Origin of the sequence: Rothia endophytica, from assembly GCF_039543885.1 — a bacterium.
In the GTDB taxonomy this organism is placed as follows: Bacteria; Actinomycetota; Actinomycetes; order Actinomycetales; family Micrococcaceae; genus Rothia; species Rothia endophytica.
In genome coordinates this window covers 239737-257476 of the sequence record NZ_BAABKP010000001.1, presented here as the reverse complement: position 1 = coordinate 257476, position 17740 = coordinate 239737, and the positions used below count along the sequence as shown (strand labels likewise).

Sequence of the window (17740 nt, the reverse complement as noted above, 5' to 3'; positions counted from 1 at the left end):
CACATTTTAATGACCCAAGTCTGTTGATTTGTTTACATCTGTTAGGGGGATATAGGGAGTTTAAACAGGGGCAACGGAGGGGCAGTTATAAATTTACCTCTTTATACTTTTTATAGATTGCTGACCTGTAATGAAGTGTAAAGATAAGTTCCGCACCAAGCAGTAGCCTAGAGGAACTTTTCTGCTGGGTCTCAGATTTCACGCCCCACTGTCCTGTACGTAGCCCTGCGCTCCCAACGCTTTCGCGTCAGCCAGTAGCTGGGCAGCTTTAGCCTCATCGCCCTGGGCTAGGTTGTGGGCAAACCAGCGGTATTTGCGGGCTACTTCGCGGGCGTCCCCATCCATGACAAACTCACCAAAGTCCAGCCAGATAGCTCGGTTGCAGAGATCCTCAATGGTCTGCGCAGCGTGGCTTACCAGGAACACCGTGCCAGCATCATCCAGCACCTCCTGCATCGCCTGGGCAGAACGCTCAGCATAGGCAGCATCGCCGGTTGAAAGCGCCTCATCAATCAGCATGATGCGGGGCTTAGCGGCCAGCGAGATAGCAAACCGCAGGCGGGCTCCCATACCAGAGGAGTAGGTACGCATGGGGCGGTCAATCGCCTCACCGATACCCGCAAGTTCAATGACCTTATGTTCAGCCTCAGCTAACTGGTGCTTTTTCAGCCCCATAGCCAGGCAACCCAGAGCAATATTCTGGCGGCCAGTCAGCTCCTGGTTAAGAGCTGCGCCCACACCCACCAGCGAAGGCCGCGCAGACGCGTAGACCGTACCGGTAGTGGACGATTCCAGGCCGGCAATCACGCGCAACAGGGAGCTCTTCCCCGAACCGTTGCGCCCCACTAGACCAATGAATTCGCCCTCATGGGCAGTGAAAGAAAGGGGCTGAACCGCATGAACTATCTTGCGCACGCGTCGCCCCCTCACACCACGCTGAGTGTAAACGGGGTAGTCCACCGACACCTGGTTAACCAAAATGTTAGGTTGCTGGCTGAGCGAGTCAATACGGGGGTTACCTGGTGCCACCCGCGGAATAATCGTTCGCTTAGTTGAGCTCACGGCCAAAGACCTCCTCAGCACGCCAGAAAATGAAGAAACCCACTACAGCCGCTCCCACAGCCCAAGCGGCAGCAGTTAGCCAAGTTTCAAGGTTGCCAAAACTGCCCCTCATGAGCACCTCACGGTAGAGGTCAATAAAAATGTAGAAAGGGTTAGCCTGAATAATCTGGGTGACCAGCGGATGCTCAACAAAACGCTCAATAGGAAAGATAACCCCAGAAGCATAGAGCAGAACACGGGTCACAAAGCTCAAGAGCTGCTGAATATCAGGCACTACGTACGCATACCGAGCAATCACCAGCGCCAAGCCCGTTAAGAACAGGGCATTCAAAGCGAAAACTGGCACAAAAGCCAGCCAGGAGACGGTGGGGAGCACGTGCGGCGGTAATACAGCTATACCTACTAGCATGACGGCCACAATAGCGCCCATCTGCATAGTTTGCCGCACCATCATCGAAATCGGCAGCGCCATGCGCGGGAAAGAGAAGGCTCGCATCATAGGCTTACCCTGGATCATGACCGAAGCCGCGCCGTTGAGAACCCCAGACATATACTGGAACATCAAAATACCGATGATCAGATAGGCAAGAAAGTTATCCATGCCCCGAGATACTTGCAGCACCAGCCCAAACAAAACGCCGTAGAAAGCAATATCAAGAACCGGCTTAGCCAAGAGCCAGAGAGATCCTAGTCGGTGGTTGCTGTTCTGGGTGCGTACTTTGGTATGTGAATCAAACCAGATGTACTGGCGGCGGTCCCACACGTTTTTGAGGTAACGCCACGCACCCACGCGCACCCCCACCGGTGCAAGGCGCCCCGAATGCACGTGGGGCACCACGTCAGTGAGCTCGCCGCTGACCCCTTCACGGGCATAATAAATTTTTTCAGCCATAGTTGCTCAGGGTCTTTCGGTACAGGGCTAAGAGAGTTTCGGCGTTGTGTGACCACAGGCGGGTGCGGGCAAAACGGCGGCCCCGTTCCACCGTCTCAGCACAAGCCTCTGGATCAGTCAGAAATTCAGTGAGAGCCCGCGCCATATCTTCGGGGTTTCCAGTTTCAAATAGTTTACCTGCCCCCGGTGCCACAGCGTTATGGACTAACTCAGCTAGGGGTGGGATATCGCTCATCACCACAGGGCGCCCCACCGCCATCGCTTCGATAGGTTTAAGAGGGGTGACCGAACGGCACACCCGGTCATTCGTGCGCGGAACAGCAAAAACATCCAAGCTCTGATGGGCAAGGAGGGCATCATCCGGTGCCAACTTACCGGTAAAGACCGCTGCTTTACCCAGGTTGAGCTCCGCAGCCAGATGCTCTAGGGAGGCTCTAGCCGTGCCATCCCCCGCGATGAGCACTCGGACGTCCGCCCCGGCTGCCCGCAACAGAGCAACAGCACGCAGCAGGGTATCAAGCCCCTCATAGGGCACCACAGACGTGACGCTACCTACCCACTGCCCTTTGGCGTCCAGCCCCAGCTGCTGACGTGCCTGCTGCGAAGTGAGGTTCTGCTCAAAGAGCTGTTCAGATACCGCATTAGGAGCCAGCGCAATCTTTTCTGCCGGCACACCGCGTTCAACCAAAAGATCTTTCATGGTCTGAGACAGGGTCACCACGGCATCGGCTTCCATGCAAAACTGTGTTTCTCTGGCCCTCAGGAGCGAGAAGCGCTCACTGGCTTCTGCCTGCTGGCGGGCGGCTTCAGTTTTCTTGCCCGAAACCCAGGTTTCTTCCATTACCCCGCGCACCTCGTACACCCAGGGCACCCCTAGGCTACGTGCCACTGCCTGCGCCACTAGGGCGTTCTGGTAGTTAGTGGTGGTGTGCACCAGGTCAATCTGCTGCCCCTCAACCTCTCTAAGAATTGCGGCAACGCTCTGCTGCAAGCGCTGGGGCAAAGTGGCTCCCAAGCGCCAGGGCAAAAGGCGGCGGTAGATAATCTTATCTACCTGGGTTGCTCCCTCTGCCAGCAGACCACCCACCATCACCGGGTACCCCAACCTGGTGACCGCAGTAATCTTCACCCCGGCATCTACCAGCGCATCCAGTAATCGGTGCGAGCGCAGTGTGTACCCTGACTGGGTGGCGGGCAGTGAGTTAGTCAGCAAATGCAATACCGCTAACTCGCCTGTGTTGGACGCCGGTGAGGGCACTTTCGGTGCTGGTGAAGTGAGAGAGAAGGTGCGGTTAAGGGCAGTGGCTTCACCGCATAAACGACGAGCGTAGGCCCTAGCGCCGGGGCTCTGTTGCGCGGTGGCTATCGCCTGGCTGACTGCCCCGGCATCCCAGGCGGCGCGTGCACGCACGGTGGCGGGTAGAGATACATCCTGGTGATCAATGAGGCCGTAGCCCACTGCCACCTCAGCGGCTATACGACGTTGGAGGGAGCCAAGAAAATTCTGGTCCGGTTCTGCCAGCAGGCGCACGGCAGTTTCTGGTAGTTGCGCCGCGCCCATAATCTGTTGCCCAAGCGCCCTGGTTCCGGCGCCGGGTAGCCGGCTGAGCACCCGGCCAGCCATTATGCCTGCCCGGTGCGGTAGTTTACGGGTGACCTGTAGAGCAAGAAGGGCAGGGTCATCAATAGTGTGACGAGCCGCAACCTGGGCTACCAACACAAGGTTACGAGCAAGACCTGCTGCCCGCCCCACTTTTTTCTGTATCTCAGCCATACTTGCCCCTCCCCTGCCGCCAACGGTCTACTGCGCGCTCCAGCTTGGCAAGGTAGCGGCGTGAAAGTGCAGTGTAATTGTATTTTTCATGGAGTAAGGAACGACCTGTCGTATCCACAACTAACTCGTCCCTATTGTGAATCAGATTTTCTAAAGTATCAGCCAATGCACCCCAATCTTCTGGGGGCACCAAAGTGCTAACCCCCGAGTCATTCAAGATGTCGGCTGCTTCACCGGCCACTAGACCGATGATTCTGCGTTGGGTAGAAAGCAACTCAAAGATTTTGGAGGGTACGGTGTGCCGAAAAGGTTTAGTGTCTTTTAGCGAGACAATTTCGACATCGGCCCACTGATAGGTTTTCTGTAAGTCAGCACGAGATACCGGGGGCTGAAAATCAACGTCCAGTGAGCGGCGGGCAGCCTCCGCTTGAAGTACCGGCAGGTCTGCTCCGCTGCCTACTATGCGAAGCTTCACCTGTTCTCTATATCCACGCTGGTACAGCACCTCAAGAGCGTCAAGCAGTACGCTCAGACCCTGGCTGCGCCCCACGGTGCCCAGGTACTGAACCCGCAAGATGCCATCGCCGCGGTCAGTGTGCTCAAGCTCCATAAAGCTCGCTGTTTCAGCGCCGTTAGAGATCACTTCAACGTGCTTGATGCCCCGCTCTCTCAAGGTGGTGGCAAAGCCTTCGGTGGTAGTAATGCAGGTAGCAGCCTGTTTCTGCAGTGCGGTGACGCTTCTAAAAACTGCGGCTTTTAGCAGGTGCCGGGGCAAAGACTGGCGCGCTACCTGGGTGCTCATGTCACCGGTCACTACATCGGGCCAGGCATCTCTAAACTCCGCTATTAATGGGCGGTCGATAACCCTGCTAGCAGCGCTGCCAGCCAGTAAGGACGGCAAACCCGGCACTGTTGCCACAATGACGTCCGGGCGCCACCCGCCAGCTGCGGCTGACAGCGTCCACACCAAGGAACAGGTAGCAACTACTAGCTGATCAAGTAACCGCACAGTCCCCGAAAAACCATGTACCAGGTAGGGGGTGCGCACCACGGTCTCTCCTAGAGCGCCGGGGGCGGGTTTGAAAAAACTGTACTGGCCGCGCCACTGGGCGGCAGCTTGCCTGTCTGGGTAATGCGGAGGAGGGCACACCACGCGCACCTCATGGCCGGCGGATGTCCAATGCTCTATAAAAGCGGACCAGCGGCGCTGAGGTGCCCCTATTTCGGGTTCATAATAGTGTGTAAGAAGGAGTATTTTCATGGTGCAGTGTGCTGAGGTGTGGGCTGTTTTGCTTAGTCGCCCCTGCTTAAGCCTACTAGCCCACCCCCTTGTCACCTAACATTGCGACTCTCACCTTTTAACGCAAATACCCCCGGGTCACCTAGAGGCTTGAATAACAGCCGGTGGACCCAGGGGGTATCTTCTAAAAATAGACCAGCTAGGAGCCCATGTAAGCGCGTTGCTTAAGCCACTGACCGTAGACCTGCATCTGACGAATGTAGGCATTACTGGGACGTAGCCACATCAACACGAGAGGAGCAATCGCGACGACTGATGCGAGTAGGCCCACCAGCATGGTCCAGTGGAAGAAGAGGAAGAAGGAGAAGATGCCGAGCAGACCCAGTACCTTGAAAGCCGCGTAAACGGTCAGAACGATACGTGCCCAGTTATGGCCCTTCACCAGGAAGATTGCCAGGATGATCAGAGCAGCGGAGAACAGTACGGTGCTACCGAGGGAGGTGACCAGTTCAAAGGTGCTGAGCTCCGTCGGTGCGTTAGCCAGTTCCGCTTCCAAGGTGGCTCTATCTTCTTCAGGGATAACACTGCCGAACATGCCCATCACGCCGTCCATCGAGGACTGCAGAAGCTCTTTCCAATACACAAGGCCCAGCACGGTGCTCACAATATTGAGCAGCACAATGGCGTAAATGCTGTTCGCTGCCATTTTAATGGTGCCGGGGACAGCCGGCTTTTCCATGTGCTGAGGGAGCCCCTGGCCATAGACCTGTGCGTAGTTCTCGTAGACACCCCCGCTGTGAGTGGACGAGTAGCTGGGCGGTTGCTGCTGGTTGGGGTAGGTGCCGTAATTGTTCTCGCTCATATCTTTGCTTCCTCGATCAGCTGGTGGAGTGGGACATGTTCCTTTTAATCTAGCAGGAGAGAAGATATTTGCACCTTGCCTCTTACCTTAGTTCGCTTCAAAAATGCCGCGAGAGCGATCTTTTTTAACGTCTGAGGCAGGGAAGATTCGCCCGCTCATAGAGATATACACGCCTGGTTCTAGAAGGTTGAGGGCAGTCACCGCCGCCCCCAGGTTGAAGGACGCATCCGAGGCGCGCATCGCGGCAGGCTGCATGGCGCCGGTGAGCACCACGACCTTTTGCCCCAGCGCTGCGTGGGCTTGAAGGTAACGTGCTGTTTCAGGCATGGTGTCGGTGCCGTGGGTAATGATAATACGGTCGTTGTGCACGGCGTCCAGTGCCTTGACCAGTTCTGCCCGGTCAGCATCGGTCATATCTAGGCTATCGAGTTTCAGGACGCTCTGGATTTCAAATGTGGTATCGGTACGCACAAAGCTGAGCAACTCCGGGGCGGCAGGCTCACCAATTTCTAGCTCGCCGGCAACGGAGTAGACCTTGTCGAAGGTTCCCCCGGTGGTCAACAAGGTAACGGTGGAGGCATTGTTGATGGTCATAATAATCCTCTTTTGTTCTCAGATTTTTTAGCGCTGGGATTTTATTCTAGGGCGTTAGGAGTGAGGTAGGGCTCTAGCTGATTTTTGGGCTAGCTCACCGGCTGCCCGGCGGATGCGGTCTAGCGTTCGCGCCTCATCCAAGGTGCCGGGGGTGGTGTAGACCCCGGTAGCACAGGTATCTGCGCCCAGGTAGCTGAAGAGCGGACGCAGGGCGTAGTCCAAGGCGAGCATGTGGCGGTGGCTGCCACCCGTAGCAGCCATGAGCAGGGGTTTTCCCCTGATGTCATCTGGTTCCACTAGATCCCAGAAGAGCTTGAAGAGCCCGGAATAGCTCGCTTTAAAAATGGGGGTTACGGTGATAATCGCGTCAGCTGCGCGCAACTGCTCAAAGAGGGCTACCAGGGTGCCGGGGGCGTCCCCTTCCAGGTAGTCAGCGATGTCATGGGTGTACTGCCCCAGGTGATGGGTGGAGTATTTGATGGAGGTTCCCGCCGGTAGCGCATCCTTCACGCTCTGCTGTAGCTTCTCAGCGAGTAATGCCGAGGCGGAGTGTCGTGCCGCCCCGGCTGTTACCACCACAATGTTAAGAGTTGTCATGGTTCTATTATGCGGCTCTAGCGGTACATGCGCTCAACCGCGCTAGACCATCGCTGTGCAAAGAGTGCCCGCTTGAGCTTTTGCGTGGGAGTCATCAGTCTCGGGTCAGCAACATCCACTTCAACCAGCTCAAACTTTTTCACCTGGCAAAGCGTAGCCTCACAGGTGAACTGCGAGGCTCGCGGTCAGGGAGGTAGCATGGAGGCACGTACCCGAGAGAAAGTAGCATGATGACCACCTCGCTAGAAGCACTTACCCTTCGCTTCCCCATCGTGGGGGCACAGTGGCTAGCCGCTCACCTTGCGGCGCCCAACCTGATTATTTTGGACGCTTCTGTGGGCGAGTTCTCTGGCGCTACCACGGGTGTTCCCGGCGCTCGCCGCTTTGATATTGACGGGCCTCTGAGCGCAGATGAAGGGGTGCACACCATGCTATCGGCGGACGTCTTTGAACAGCGGGTACGTGCACTGGGAGTGAATCGAGACTCAGCCATCGTAATTTACGACCGGCAGGGGCTCTTTTCTGCGGCACGCGGCTGGTTCATGTTCGTGGCGATGGGCCACGATAATGTGGCAATTCTGGACGGCGGGCTACCGGCTTGGCTCGAAGCTGGCTTCAACGAGCTCCCGCTTAACCGTGGGCCTTTTACCACCGGCTCTTTTGTGGCTGAGGATCGGGAACTGTTTGTGGACGCCCTGACCACCAAAGCCCTCGCCCAGCACGAGAGCGCGCAGGTGATTGATGTGCGCAGCACTGGCCGCTTTGCAGGGGTTGAGCCCGAACCCAGGGAGGGTTTGCGGGCAGGGCACATCCCCGGTTCGGTTAATCTGCCTTTCACATCTCTACTGGATGATCAGGGTGCATTTGTTGCCCCAGAGCAGCTGCGTCAGGCAGTGGACGCCGCTGCCGGAGGCAGACAGACCCTGGTCTTTAGCTGCGGTTCAGGTGTTACTGCCTGCATTGGGGCACTTGCGGCCTATGTCTCTGGTTACACTGAAATCGCTGTTTATGACGGCTCCTGGGCGGAGTGGGGCGCAACTGACCCGGCAGGCGTCCGCCCGGTCGAGCAAAAGCGCTAGATAGACACAGTTATGCTGGCTGTAGAGTACCCGCACGTTCAAAGGAATAGACCGTGCCGTTAACGGTGACAGAACGCGCTGTAATGACCTGCAGGGCCGTGATACATTTGCCCACAGTTGTTGTGAAGTAAGGCAGGGTGCTGGGGAACCACAGCTTATTGGTGGCGTTGTATTTCCACGTTCCATTAAACGTAGTGGTGTAGGCACGGTAGCCGGTTTTGGCGGGGGCAGCGGGGTCATAGACGAGGTTTGACCATTCATTCGCGGTCCCGCCTTTTTGAAACTGGGGTTGGCCAGCGGCGTTGGAAATATACTGGGTTACTTTGGTTGCGCCGATTTGTGCTGAAGCTGGGGCGTTTGAAACCCATAGCCCGCGTTGGGGGTAAGCACCCTGACCATTGATGGTGTAGGTCATTCCACCATACCGAGAGCAATTAGTTGTATTTAGCACCCAACCATCCAGGGCGGGCATGGAGGCGGCGTAGGCGGGTATAGTGGCTGTTGCTAGGACGGCGGGAGCGGCCCAAGCCGCCCCTTTAACGATGCTACGGCGGGATTGTTGCGACATAATATCCTCTGCGAGTGAGTGAATGATCGATATGACTATCTTTTTAGAATCAAATTCTACTACATCTACCCCGGGAGGTAACAGACCAGTAGCGCAGTTTTCCTCCTCGCTATCACACGTATCCTGATCTCATTTCTCATCATTAGCTTTATTGAACGCATGTAAAGAACTATTTAAGGCACGGACCCCATGCAACTTCTCACGTAGAGATTTTCCCACCAAAAAAGCCCCTCACCTGTTTTACCAAGTGAGGAGCTTTTACTGTGCGCCCTGTGGGGCTCGAACCCACGACCCACGGATTAAAAGTCCGATGCTCTACCAACTGAGCTAAAGGCGCATCCACTGAGCAAAACTCAGCAGAAACCACTATACACCCAACCCCTGCTGGGCACAAAAAAGGCTACCCCCTCTCCCTCCGCGCCGATATCGCAGTCAAGCTAAACTAAACGCTATGGCATCTCAGGCAAGGTATCACCGGCCGGTGAAGTTCTCCCCCGACCAATTCGACTATTACCCCGGTGGCACCAGCCCCGAGGAAACAACGCGCGCCGCGCACACCTCTGCGCGGCTCATTCTTGACCGCGGACGCGCCAGCACAGACCCTTCTGTCACTAAACGCCTGGTGCGCTTCACTGACGAGTTCGGCCTCGAAGCGGTTGCGCAGCTTTGGGCACAAGCAGCACCTATCACCCTGCCTGGCTCCCTCTGGCGTATTTACGCGCTGCGCGGCGTCATCAGAAAGAACCCCGCACTCATCAGCCACTACTACCAGCGGGGTATGCACTCCAACTACGCAGCCTACGTGCTCGCCGGCGTCCCCTCACCACCTAACGCAGAAGAAATCTGCACCACCGTGGATACTATTCTCGCCGGGGCCTTCACCGGCGAGTTCGATATAGCGCTCGAACGGTTCGCGGCCTTCTGCCGAGTACTCTCCCTGGGACAGGACGATGTTGCACTGGGTCTACGCCACGGACAGCTTAAGATGCAGGCGGATGCCCGAGACGAAACCCTCCACCGGTTCAATCCCTCCGAAGAGGTTCGCTCTGAGGCTGCCACTCGTGCCACCCGGCTAAGAGCAGGAGCGAAGAAACTGTTGAATACAGCCATAGAGCTAGAAACTTCTGCCGCTAAGTGGCGAGCCAGTACCCTTGACTAGAGACCGAGAAAAACTTTTCACTAAAAGTTGACAGACCAGACGAAGAAGAGAAAGATTAGTAACAGATGCCAGGCTGATAATAGGTAGCCCCGGGCTCCAAATATTTAGCCGCTTCGAGCGGCCTGTCGCCGAGAGGCGCTCCCAGCCTGGCATCGCTAAACTTCATCAAATATCCGGGTTTCCAGCTCAAATATCAGCACTGAGTGGGAGCCCGGTTTTTTGTACCCTGAAGTGCCAGGGCACCCACCGAACCATTCGTTAACTTTGCGGCTGTACCATGTTAGAGAATTCACCAACCATCGTTAACACACAGGAGACTGGCAGCCCATGCTTCAGCGCATGTTTCCCCAAGAAAACAGCTCTCTTAAAGCGCTTGCAGGTCTAGCAGATCAGGTGGCAGAATCAGCAGCTATTCTCTCTGAAATGGTTGGTTCCCCAGAGGAACGTTACCCAGAGCTCCTAGAACGCATGCTCAATCATGAGTCAACAACCGTAGACACACTCTTCACCACCATGACCGCAGTGCGCAGCTCCTTCTCTACCCCCATTCCCCGCGAAGATATCTATACCCTCGCTGTTGAGCTGAACACCGCCGTTGAGAAGTTAGCCTCGGCAGCTAACATCATGCACCTTTACACCATCGTCCGTTTCTCGCCCAAGGCCGCCACCTTACTTGACCTTATTCAGCGTCAGGCGATACTCACCAGCGCCATCATCCCGCGTCTAAGCGAGCTACAGAGTTTCGATGACTATTGGATTAACCTACTGCGGCTCAACAAGCAGGCGGTGCGCATCGCAGAGGAGTACGACGCCGACGCCCTGGGGCGCTATAAGCACACCCGCTACTTACAGACCACCGTCTTTATTCATAAACTGGTTGAAGCCTCCGAGGCAATGAAATCCGTTGCCACAGAAATTGGGCGTATCATCGTGCAGGAATTCTAGCGTGACCGCAACCCTCTTTGCCCTTTGCTGCCTTGCCCTCGTAGGTTTCACCTTTATCACCGGGTTTCATGACGCACCGAACGGGACGGCTATCCCGGTTAAAACCAGAGCCCTCACCCCCCGCATCGCTCTGCGCTCTAGCGCCTTTTTCAATTTTATGGGTTTCCTCATTGCAGGCACCCTTTTGATGCCGGTGACTACTCGTTGGCTCACCGTGCCCCATAACAATATCGGTCTCAGTATGGCGCTCGTCAGCCTGCTGACCGTCTGTATCTGGGGCATGCTGACCTGGTGGTATCGTATGCCTTCTTCCTCAACCCATGCCCTGCTCGGCGGTCTAGCTGGAGGGGCCTGGGCCGCGCAGGCAGTAGGGCTGGGCAAGTTCAACCCCTTCAACGAACCACTTGTCCTTTTTGCGGTCATCCCCCTGGTGATCGCGCCCCTCCTTCTTTTTGTGTTTTCCTGGGCGGCCGTCTTCCCCTTCTTCGGCTTGATACACCGCGTTTACCCCTCCACAGTCAACCAGGCATCCCGCAACGTTCTCTCGCTGTCCAACTCCCTGATTTCCCTGGTGCACGGCATCCAGACAGGTCAGCGTGCAGTCATCATTTTTGCTGTTATGTTGCTAAGTGCCGAGTACAGCATGCAGGGATCAACGCAGATAATTGCAACTATCTTTCTCGCACTGATTTTAGGACTAGGCACGGCATGTGGCAGCTCCCGCATCGGCTACACCTTCGCCCACCAAATGGTGCGCATAGATCCCTTTCGCGGAGCGGTTGCACAAAGCTCCGCAGCCCTAGCCTTGGTGCTCCTGCAGTTCCTCTTAGGCACTCCCGTTTCGTCCTCTCACCTCACCGCTTCAGCGGCTCTAGGTTCTGGCGTCAACCAGCGCTTTGCCTCGGTGCGGCACAAAATCGTGCTACGCATTATCCTCACTTGGGTCATCACCATACCGGCGAGTTTTGCTATCTCAGCCATCCTCTTTTTGGCGTTCTCGCCCCTGCTCTCTGCCTAGCCCACTGACTCCTTGGCTGGACGCTCTGCGCCAGCCAAGGGAATTTGCCACGGCAGGGTTTAAGAGAGTGCCCGCTCACACAAAAGGCACCGCCCGCTTACCGTACTTTTCTCATCTCAGCTTGAGAAAGCAAGGTAGCGAGCGGCGTGCCTGCTGCCCCTACGCCTGTACTTTTCAGGGTGGGGAAACTATGGGGGGTGAGCTGACTCTTAGCCGAAGCGGCCTGAGACGTAGTCCTCGGTGGACTTCTCACTGGGGTTATTAAAAATCTCCTGGGTGGGAGCATATTCAATAAGCTTGCCGGGCTTACCGGTACCAGCAATGTTGAAGAAGGCGGTCTTGTCAGAGACGCGAGCAGCCTGCTGCATATTGTGGGTCACGATCACCACAGTGTATTCCTCTTTGAGCTCATTGATGAGATCTTCGACCGCCAGGGTTGAGATGGGGTCAAGAGCCGAGCAGGGCTCGTCCATAAGAATCACGTCGGGCTTCACCGCAATGGAACGGGCGATGCACAGGCGCTGCTGCTGACCACCGGAAAGACCTGAGCCTGGCTTATCCAGGCGGTCCTTAACTTCGTTCCAGAGATTAGCCCCACGCAGGGAGTTTTCCACCAGTTCGTCAGCATCAGTCTTTGAGATTTTGCGGTTGTTCAGCTTCACGCCCGCCAGTACGTTTTCACGGATGGACATGGTGGGGAAGGGATTGGGACGCTGGAAGACCATACCGATCTGCGAGCGCACCACTACCGGGTCTACGCCCTTGCCGTAGAGGTCGTCGCCGTCCAGCAGCACCTTGCCTTCTACGCGGGCACCAGAGATAACCTCGTGCATGCGGTTAAGGGTGCGCAGGAAGGTAGATTTGCCGCAACCGGAGGGGCCGATGAAGGCGGTGACCGAGCGGGGCTCAATAGCCATGTTTACATCTTCCACGGCCAGGAAGTCGCCGTAGTATACGTTGAGGTTTTCGACGTCGATACGCTTTGACACTGTTGGTTTCCTTGTCTAAAAAGTCTGTGGGCGGCGCTGTTAGCGGCCGGTTTTTGGGGCGAAGATCTTGGCGATAGCGCGGGCAATGAGGTTGAGCACCATCACGATCAGAATCAGGATAAGAGCGGCAGCCCAGGCGCGGGTCTCAGAGACGGCGGCAGCGGTGGGGCTGGTGGGCGTCATAATCTGGTAGTAGATGTAGGTGGGCAGGGTTGCCATCCAGCCGCTAAACGCGTTCCAGTTGATGGAGGTAACGAAGCCTGCAGTCACCAGAATGGGGGCAGTTTCACCGATGACGCGTGCGATGGCTAGGGTGACACCTGATGCGATACCCGAGATGGCGGTGGGGATAACGACCTTGGTGATGGTGCGCCACTTGCGCACGCCCAGGGCGTAGGACGCTTCGCGAAGCTCGTTGGGTACGATGCGCAGCATTTCTTCTGCGTTACGGACCACAGTGGGAATCATGAGCACAGACAGAGCCACTGCGGCGACTAGGCCCATACGGTTCATGGGGTTACCCGTGACTAGGGCGAAGAAGGAGGCTGCGAATAGACCCGCCACGATGGAGGGAATACCGGTCATGACGTCCACAAAGAAGGTAATCGCTTTCGCTAGCCATTTGCCCTCGCCATATTCCACTAAGTAGATGGCGGTCAGCAGGCCAATGGGCACCGAGATAAGGGTTGCCAGCAGGGTGATTTCCAGGGTGCCGATGATTGCGTGATAGATACCGCCGAGCACGTTGCCTTCGCCGCTGGCTGCGGCATTATCGTGGACGCCGGTGACGCCCTTCATGCTGTTCATCAGGAAGTCACCCGAAAGACCGGGCACACCGCGAGCTAGCACTGTGTAAAGCACCGATACCAGGGGGATAAGGGCGATCAGGAAAGTTCCGTACACCATGTAACGGGCTAGGGCATCCGCACCCTTGCGTCGGCCCTCAATAGCACCAACAATCAGGGGGCCGGCAACAATGAAGATGAGGCCGGAGAAGAGGGCGAAGGTGGCAATCGAGAACCCTATAAGAGCGGAGGCAGCCGCTCCCAGTATCAGTGATACCGCGAGAATCGCCAGGGGAAGCCACTTAGGTGCTTGCCCGCTGGTCAGGCGTGAAGTGTGAGCAGGAGTAGCGGTCATTAGTTGGCTCCTGAGAATTCTTTGTAACGAGACACGATAAGGCGGGCTATCACGTTGACGATGAGGGTAATCACGAAGAGAACCAGGCCAGCGGCGATAAGCTCGCTCATACGCAGACCGTAAGCTTCGGGGAAGTTGAGAGCAATTTCAGAAGCAAAGGTTTGGTTACCGCTAGTAATCAGTGAAGCGGTCAGAGGGCCTGATGCCAGCACCAGAGTCACCGCCATGGTCTCGCCTAGCGCACGGCCCAGAGCCAGCATCACGGCTGAGATAATGCCGCCGCGGGCGAAGGGGAAGACCGTCATACGGATCATTTCCCAACGGGTGGCACCCAAACCTAGAGCTGCTTCTTCTTGCAGCTTAGGAGTCTGAATGAAAATTTCGCGGCACATGGAGGTGATGATGGGCAGGATCATAATGCCGAGAACAATGCCGGCGGTGAGAATGGTCTTGCCGGTCTGTGAGGCGGGGCCTTCAAAGATGGGCAGGAAGCCTAGGTAGGTGGCAAGCCAGTCATAGAAGGGCACAATTTTAGGGGCCAGGACGGAGGCACCCCAGGCACCAAAGATGACGGAGGGGATGGCTGCCAGCAGGTCAATGACGTAACCGATACCTTTGGAGAGCCGGGCAGGGGCATAGTGAGAGATAAAAAGTGCCACACCAATGCCGATGGGGGTTGCCAGGAGAAGGGCTATCGTTGAGGCAATCAGGGTGCCGATAGTTAGCGGCAGGATGTATTTGAAAAAGCTACCGGAGGTCAGGTCTTCTGAATCTGCTGTGAAAACCGGTAGGGCCTGAGCTACCAGGAAGATAGCTACGGCAGCGAGCACCACCAGGATAAGGATGCCCGCGGCCAGGGAGATGCCGGAAAAAATTTTGTCGGCTGCCGGATTACCAACATCCGGTAGGTCTTTTGTCTGAGTGCGCTTATTGCCGGAAGGCTTAAGCGCGTCTGCTGAGATTGACATGGTGAGTATTTCTGCCTTTGAACGTTAGGCAAGAGAAGGTGCGACCGGCCCAATGTGCCGGCCGCACCGCTTCCTTGCGTCAGGATCTCTTACTGGGTTACTTCAATGGCGTCGATAGCGGTCTTGGCATCTGAGCTCAAGGTATCGGTCAGGGGAGCTGAACCGGCAGCGTCTGCGGCTGCCTGCTGACCTTCGCTGCTGACGACGTAGCTTTCGTAGGCCTTCACCAAATCAACGTTGTCCTGGCTTGAGTAGCCGGAGCACACGATGTGGTAGGAAACCAGAACAACGGGGTAGGCGCTGGAGTCCTCGGGGGTGCGGTTGACCGTGATCGCCATGTCGTTCTCGTTCATACCACCGGTGCGCTCTGAAAGCTCAACGGCCTTAGCTGCTGCATCTGCTGAAAGCTCAACGTAGTCATCGCCTACCTTGACGCTGACCTTGCCCAGGTCGCCGATAGCTGAGGCGTCTGCATAAGTGATAGCGCCCTCGGTGGATGAGGTGGTGGAGACAACGCCGCTGGTGCCCTTGTTGGATTCACCGGCGTACTGTGAAGGCCAGTTTCCATCTGCTTCGACATCCCAAGCGCCGTTGGAGGCAGCCTCGAGGTATTCGGTGAAGTTCTCGGTAGTACCCGAGTCATCTGAACGGTGAACCACGGTGATCTTGGTGTCAGGCAGGTCCACGCCATCGTTCTGAGAGGCAATAGCTTCATCGTTCCAGGTGGTGATGTCACCCTTGAAAATCTTGGCGATGGTCTCAGCATCCAGGTTGAGTGAATCAATGCCGGGCAGGTTGAAGGCAACGGCTACCGGGGAAATGTAAACGGGGATGTTGATTGCGCCTTCGGGGCCACAGACCTCCTTGGACTGCTCCCACTCTTCAGTCTTAAGCGCACGGTCTGAACCAGCGAACTGAGCGCCACCAGCCAGCAAAGCTTCACGGCCAGCGCCGGAGCCATCGGGTGAGTACTGAACCTGGCCACCGAGATCTGAGAACCCTGATTCCCAAGCGGTGATCGCTGCCTGCTGCGAGGAGGCGCCAACGCCGGTCAGCGGGGTGGAGGGCAAGGATGAGTCGCCAGAACCACTGTTGGAGCCACCATCTGCGGTGCCGGTTGCGTTATCTGAACCGCAAGCAGTCAGCGCCAGTGCGCCAACAAATGTGAGAGCACCCAAACGGGTAAATGACTTAGCCTTCAAATGTATGTCCTTTTCATAGGTCCTGTATGCCCACCGGAGAGGTGGTGGACGGTGCAGGAAACCGTGGTCTAACGCATCTGACTCTAGAGAACCTAGGTATTAAAAGGGCTAGAAACAAGTGAACGAGCGGTGAACACTTGACGGCTTATTGATAAGAGAAATCCACCAGCAGCCCAATCATAAGGAAGCTGCCCCTCCCGGCCGGCCTCACTTACCTAACCCGGCTAAACTGGTAGATATGGGTTATGGGCAGAACGTGAAGAAAATACAAACCGGTGCACGCACACGCGTACACGAAGGTGTCAGGCGTATGCAGGACGGTTTCTTCCAGTCCTTGCAAATCGTCGTCTCTGGCATCGGCGCCTACCTCTTTGCCGAGAAGGTACTGGGGCACACAGAACCCATCTTCGCTGCCACCGCAGCTATCGTCTCCCTGGGCTACATCACCGGCGCAACCCATGCCCGCCGCATCCTCGAAGTTTCTCTAGGCGTGACCCTGGGCATCCTCATGGGCGACCTCATGATGCTGGCTCTGGGACGCGGTATTTGGCAAGCCGGAGTGGTGATGTTCCTCTCCATCATGCTGGCACGCTTCCTCGATAACGGCATTCTTTTCACCATCCAAATGGGCCTGCAATCGGCTCTGGTGGTTCTACTACCACCCAATACAGATGGTGTCTTCTCACGCAGTCTGGACGGTATCATCGGCGGCCTCTTTGCTTTCTTGCTCATGTTCCTCTTCCCCAAGGACCCCCGACGCACACCGCGAGAGAACGCCAGCACCCTCATGGAATCTTTCGCTAAGGTCTTTAGCGATGCCGCCCTTGCCATGGAACATTATGACGGCACGGAAGCCTGGCACGCGCTCTCTAGCGCCCGCCGCTTACAACCCCTCTACAACGTCTGCGAGCGGGACATCATCACCTCAAAGGGTATGGCAAAACTTGCGTGGACGGGGCGTAACCACATGCAGGAGCTTGACCGCTACCAGCAGACCCTCACCAAGATTGACTACGCGATCCGCAATACCCGCGTGCTCAACCGGCGCATGGCGTCCACCATCAACAACGTACACATCTCCTCTGAAGCTGCCCAGTCCTTGGCCGATGCCCTGCGTACCGTGAGCACCGCTATTGACGCTCTGGGGCGGGGAATGTCTCAGCCCGAAGCCGATGTGCGCCGAGCCAGCCGCGCAGAAGCACGCCGCGAGCTGTCCCTGCTCGCAAGCCGCCTGGAGCCCCACATCATGGGGGTTCGCTCCCTTGAAGCTGAGGCGCTGGTGCTGATGCTCCGCCCCCTGGTGGTTGACTTACTTGAAGCTTCGGGGCTGACCCACGACGAGGCGGCCTCTATGCTGGTGCCGCTGGACGACTCCATTACCGAGCATGCCCCCAAGACTAGCGCTATCCCCACCCAGCAGCCTGATCAGTCAGATAAGCACCGGGCTGATACCCGTCAACTGACTGCCGTTTTGCGCGCTAAAGATAAAAGCACAGCAACCTCAAAACTGCCCCAACAACAGATGAGCGAAGCTCCCACAGCTACCAGTAGGGCTGCTTATGCCGAGCGGGTAGAGAAACAGCGACAGCTCAACACCGCCCAGCTGACCATCATCGAAGAGGAGTTCAGCTCCAAAAAAAGGTAGTAGGTC

17 protein-coding genes and 1 tRNA gene are annotated in these 17740 nt (G+C 56.6%); 5 read left to right on the top strand and 13 right to left on the bottom strand.

Features of this window, described 5'->3' with window-relative positions; all coding sequences use genetic code 11:
- Positions 1 to 198 precede the first annotated feature (198 nt).
- From ABD982_RS01155 to ABD982_RS01125, 7 genes are all read right to left on the bottom strand, one after another.
- Positions 199 to 1062: an ABC transporter ATP-binding protein gene (locus ABD982_RS01155; protein WP_345443676.1), complete on the bottom strand. Its 864-nt coding sequence runs from the start codon at positions 1060 to 1062 to the stop codon at positions 199 to 201.
- Positions 1049 to 1954, bottom strand: coding sequence for an ABC transporter permease (locus ABD982_RS01150; protein WP_345443673.1), 906 nt, complete (start codon positions 1952 to 1954; stop codon positions 1049 to 1051). The genes ABD982_RS01155 and ABD982_RS01150 overlap by 14 nt, the downstream gene beginning before the upstream one ends.
- A complete protein-coding gene (locus ABD982_RS01145; RefSeq protein ID WP_345443670.1) occupies positions 1947 to 3728 on the bottom strand; it encodes a glycosyltransferase family 4 protein in 1782 nt (593 codons plus the stop codon). The genes ABD982_RS01150 and ABD982_RS01145 overlap by 8 nt, the downstream gene beginning before the upstream one ends.
- On the bottom strand, positions 3721 to 4989 hold the full coding sequence (locus tag ABD982_RS01140; RefSeq protein ID WP_345443667.1) for a glycosyltransferase family 4 protein: 1269 nt from the start codon (positions 4987 to 4989) through the stop codon (positions 3721 to 3723). Before ABD982_RS01140 ends, ABD982_RS01145 begins: the two co-directional genes overlap by 8 nt.
- 178 nt (positions 4990 to 5167) lie before the next feature.
- Positions 5168 to 5830, bottom strand: a complete 663-nt coding sequence (locus tag ABD982_RS01135; RefSeq protein WP_345443664.1) for a hypothetical protein — start codon at positions 5828 to 5830, stop codon at positions 5168 to 5170.
- A gap of 87 nt (positions 5831 to 5917) precedes the next feature.
- Positions 5918 to 6424: an asparaginase domain-containing protein gene (locus ABD982_RS01130; protein WP_345443661.1), complete on the bottom strand. Its 507-nt coding sequence runs from the start codon at positions 6422 to 6424 to the stop codon at positions 5918 to 5920.
- 54 nt (positions 6425 to 6478) lie between these two features.
- A complete protein-coding gene (locus ABD982_RS01125; protein ID WP_345443658.1) occupies positions 6479 to 7021 on the bottom strand; it encodes an NAD(P)H-dependent oxidoreductase in 543 nt (180 codons plus the stop codon).
- A gap of 227 nt (positions 7022 to 7248) precedes the next feature.
- Between ABD982_RS01125 and ABD982_RS01120 the strand changes: the two genes are divergently transcribed.
- On the top strand, positions 7249 to 8100 hold the full coding sequence (locus ABD982_RS01120) for a sulfurtransferase (protein ID WP_251379467.1): 852 nt from the start codon (positions 7249 to 7251) through the stop codon (positions 8098 to 8100).
- Between the two features lie 10 nt (positions 8101 to 8110).
- Here ABD982_RS01120 and ABD982_RS01115 read toward each other — a convergent pair whose 3' ends face one another.
- The gene (locus ABD982_RS01115; RefSeq protein ID WP_251379469.1) at positions 8111 to 8668 is read right to left on the bottom strand and encodes a hypothetical protein; all 558 of its coding nucleotides are present in this window, start codon (positions 8666 to 8668) and stop codon (positions 8111 to 8113) included.
- A 264-nt stretch (positions 8669 to 8932) separates the two neighbouring features.
- Positions 8933 to 9005, bottom strand: a tRNA-Lys gene (locus ABD982_RS01110).
- 114 nt (positions 9006 to 9119) lie between these two features.
- Between ABD982_RS01110 and ABD982_RS01105 the strand changes: the two genes are divergently transcribed.
- The 3 genes from ABD982_RS01105 to ABD982_RS01095 all read left to right on the top strand — a co-directional run bounded on the left by ABD982_RS01105 (position 9120) and on the right by ABD982_RS01095 (position 11790).
- Positions 9120 to 9827, top strand: coding sequence for a hypothetical protein (locus tag ABD982_RS01105; RefSeq protein ID WP_345443652.1), 708 nt, complete (start codon positions 9120 to 9122; stop codon positions 9825 to 9827).
- Positions 9828 to 10154: 327 nt separating this feature from the next.
- A complete protein-coding gene (locus tag ABD982_RS01100; RefSeq protein WP_251379475.1) occupies positions 10155 to 10772 on the top strand; it encodes a DUF47 domain-containing protein in 618 nt (205 codons plus the stop codon).
- Between the two features lies 1 nt (position 10773).
- Positions 10774 to 11790: an inorganic phosphate transporter gene (locus ABD982_RS01095; protein ID WP_345443648.1), complete on the top strand. Its 1017-nt coding sequence runs from the start codon at positions 10774 to 10776 to the stop codon at positions 11788 to 11790.
- A 209-nt stretch (positions 11791 to 11999) separates the two neighbouring features.
- On the opposite strand, the gene pstB is transcribed toward ABD982_RS01095, so the two are convergent.
- From pstB to pstS, 4 genes are all read right to left on the bottom strand, one after another.
- Complete coding sequence (pstB, locus tag ABD982_RS01090) at positions 12000 to 12779, bottom strand: phosphate ABC transporter ATP-binding protein PstB (RefSeq protein WP_345443645.1); 780 nt, start codon at positions 12777 to 12779, stop codon at positions 12000 to 12002.
- 39 nt (positions 12780 to 12818) lie between these two features.
- Positions 12819 to 13919 (bottom strand): phosphate ABC transporter permease PstA, encoded by a 1101-nt coding sequence (pstA, locus tag ABD982_RS01085; protein ID WP_345443642.1) that lies wholly within the window; start codon positions 13917 to 13919, stop codon positions 12819 to 12821.
- Positions 13919 to 14887 (bottom strand): phosphate ABC transporter permease subunit PstC, encoded by a 969-nt coding sequence (gene pstC, locus ABD982_RS01080; RefSeq protein WP_425569996.1) that lies wholly within the window; start codon positions 14885 to 14887, stop codon positions 13919 to 13921. Before pstC ends, pstA begins: the two co-directional genes overlap by 1 nt.
- Before the next feature lie 89 nt (positions 14888 to 14976).
- Entirely contained in the window at positions 14977 to 16089 is a 1113-nt protein-coding gene (gene pstS / locus ABD982_RS01075; RefSeq protein WP_345443639.1) for a phosphate ABC transporter substrate-binding protein PstS, read from the bottom strand.
- 310 nt (positions 16090 to 16399) lie between these two features.
- On the opposite strand from pstS, the gene ABD982_RS01070 reads away from it, so the two are divergent.
- Complete coding sequence (locus ABD982_RS01070; protein WP_345443636.1) at positions 16400 to 17734, top strand: FUSC family protein; 1335 nt, start codon at positions 16400 to 16402, stop codon at positions 17732 to 17734.
- Positions 17735 to 17740: the final 6 nt, after the last annotated feature.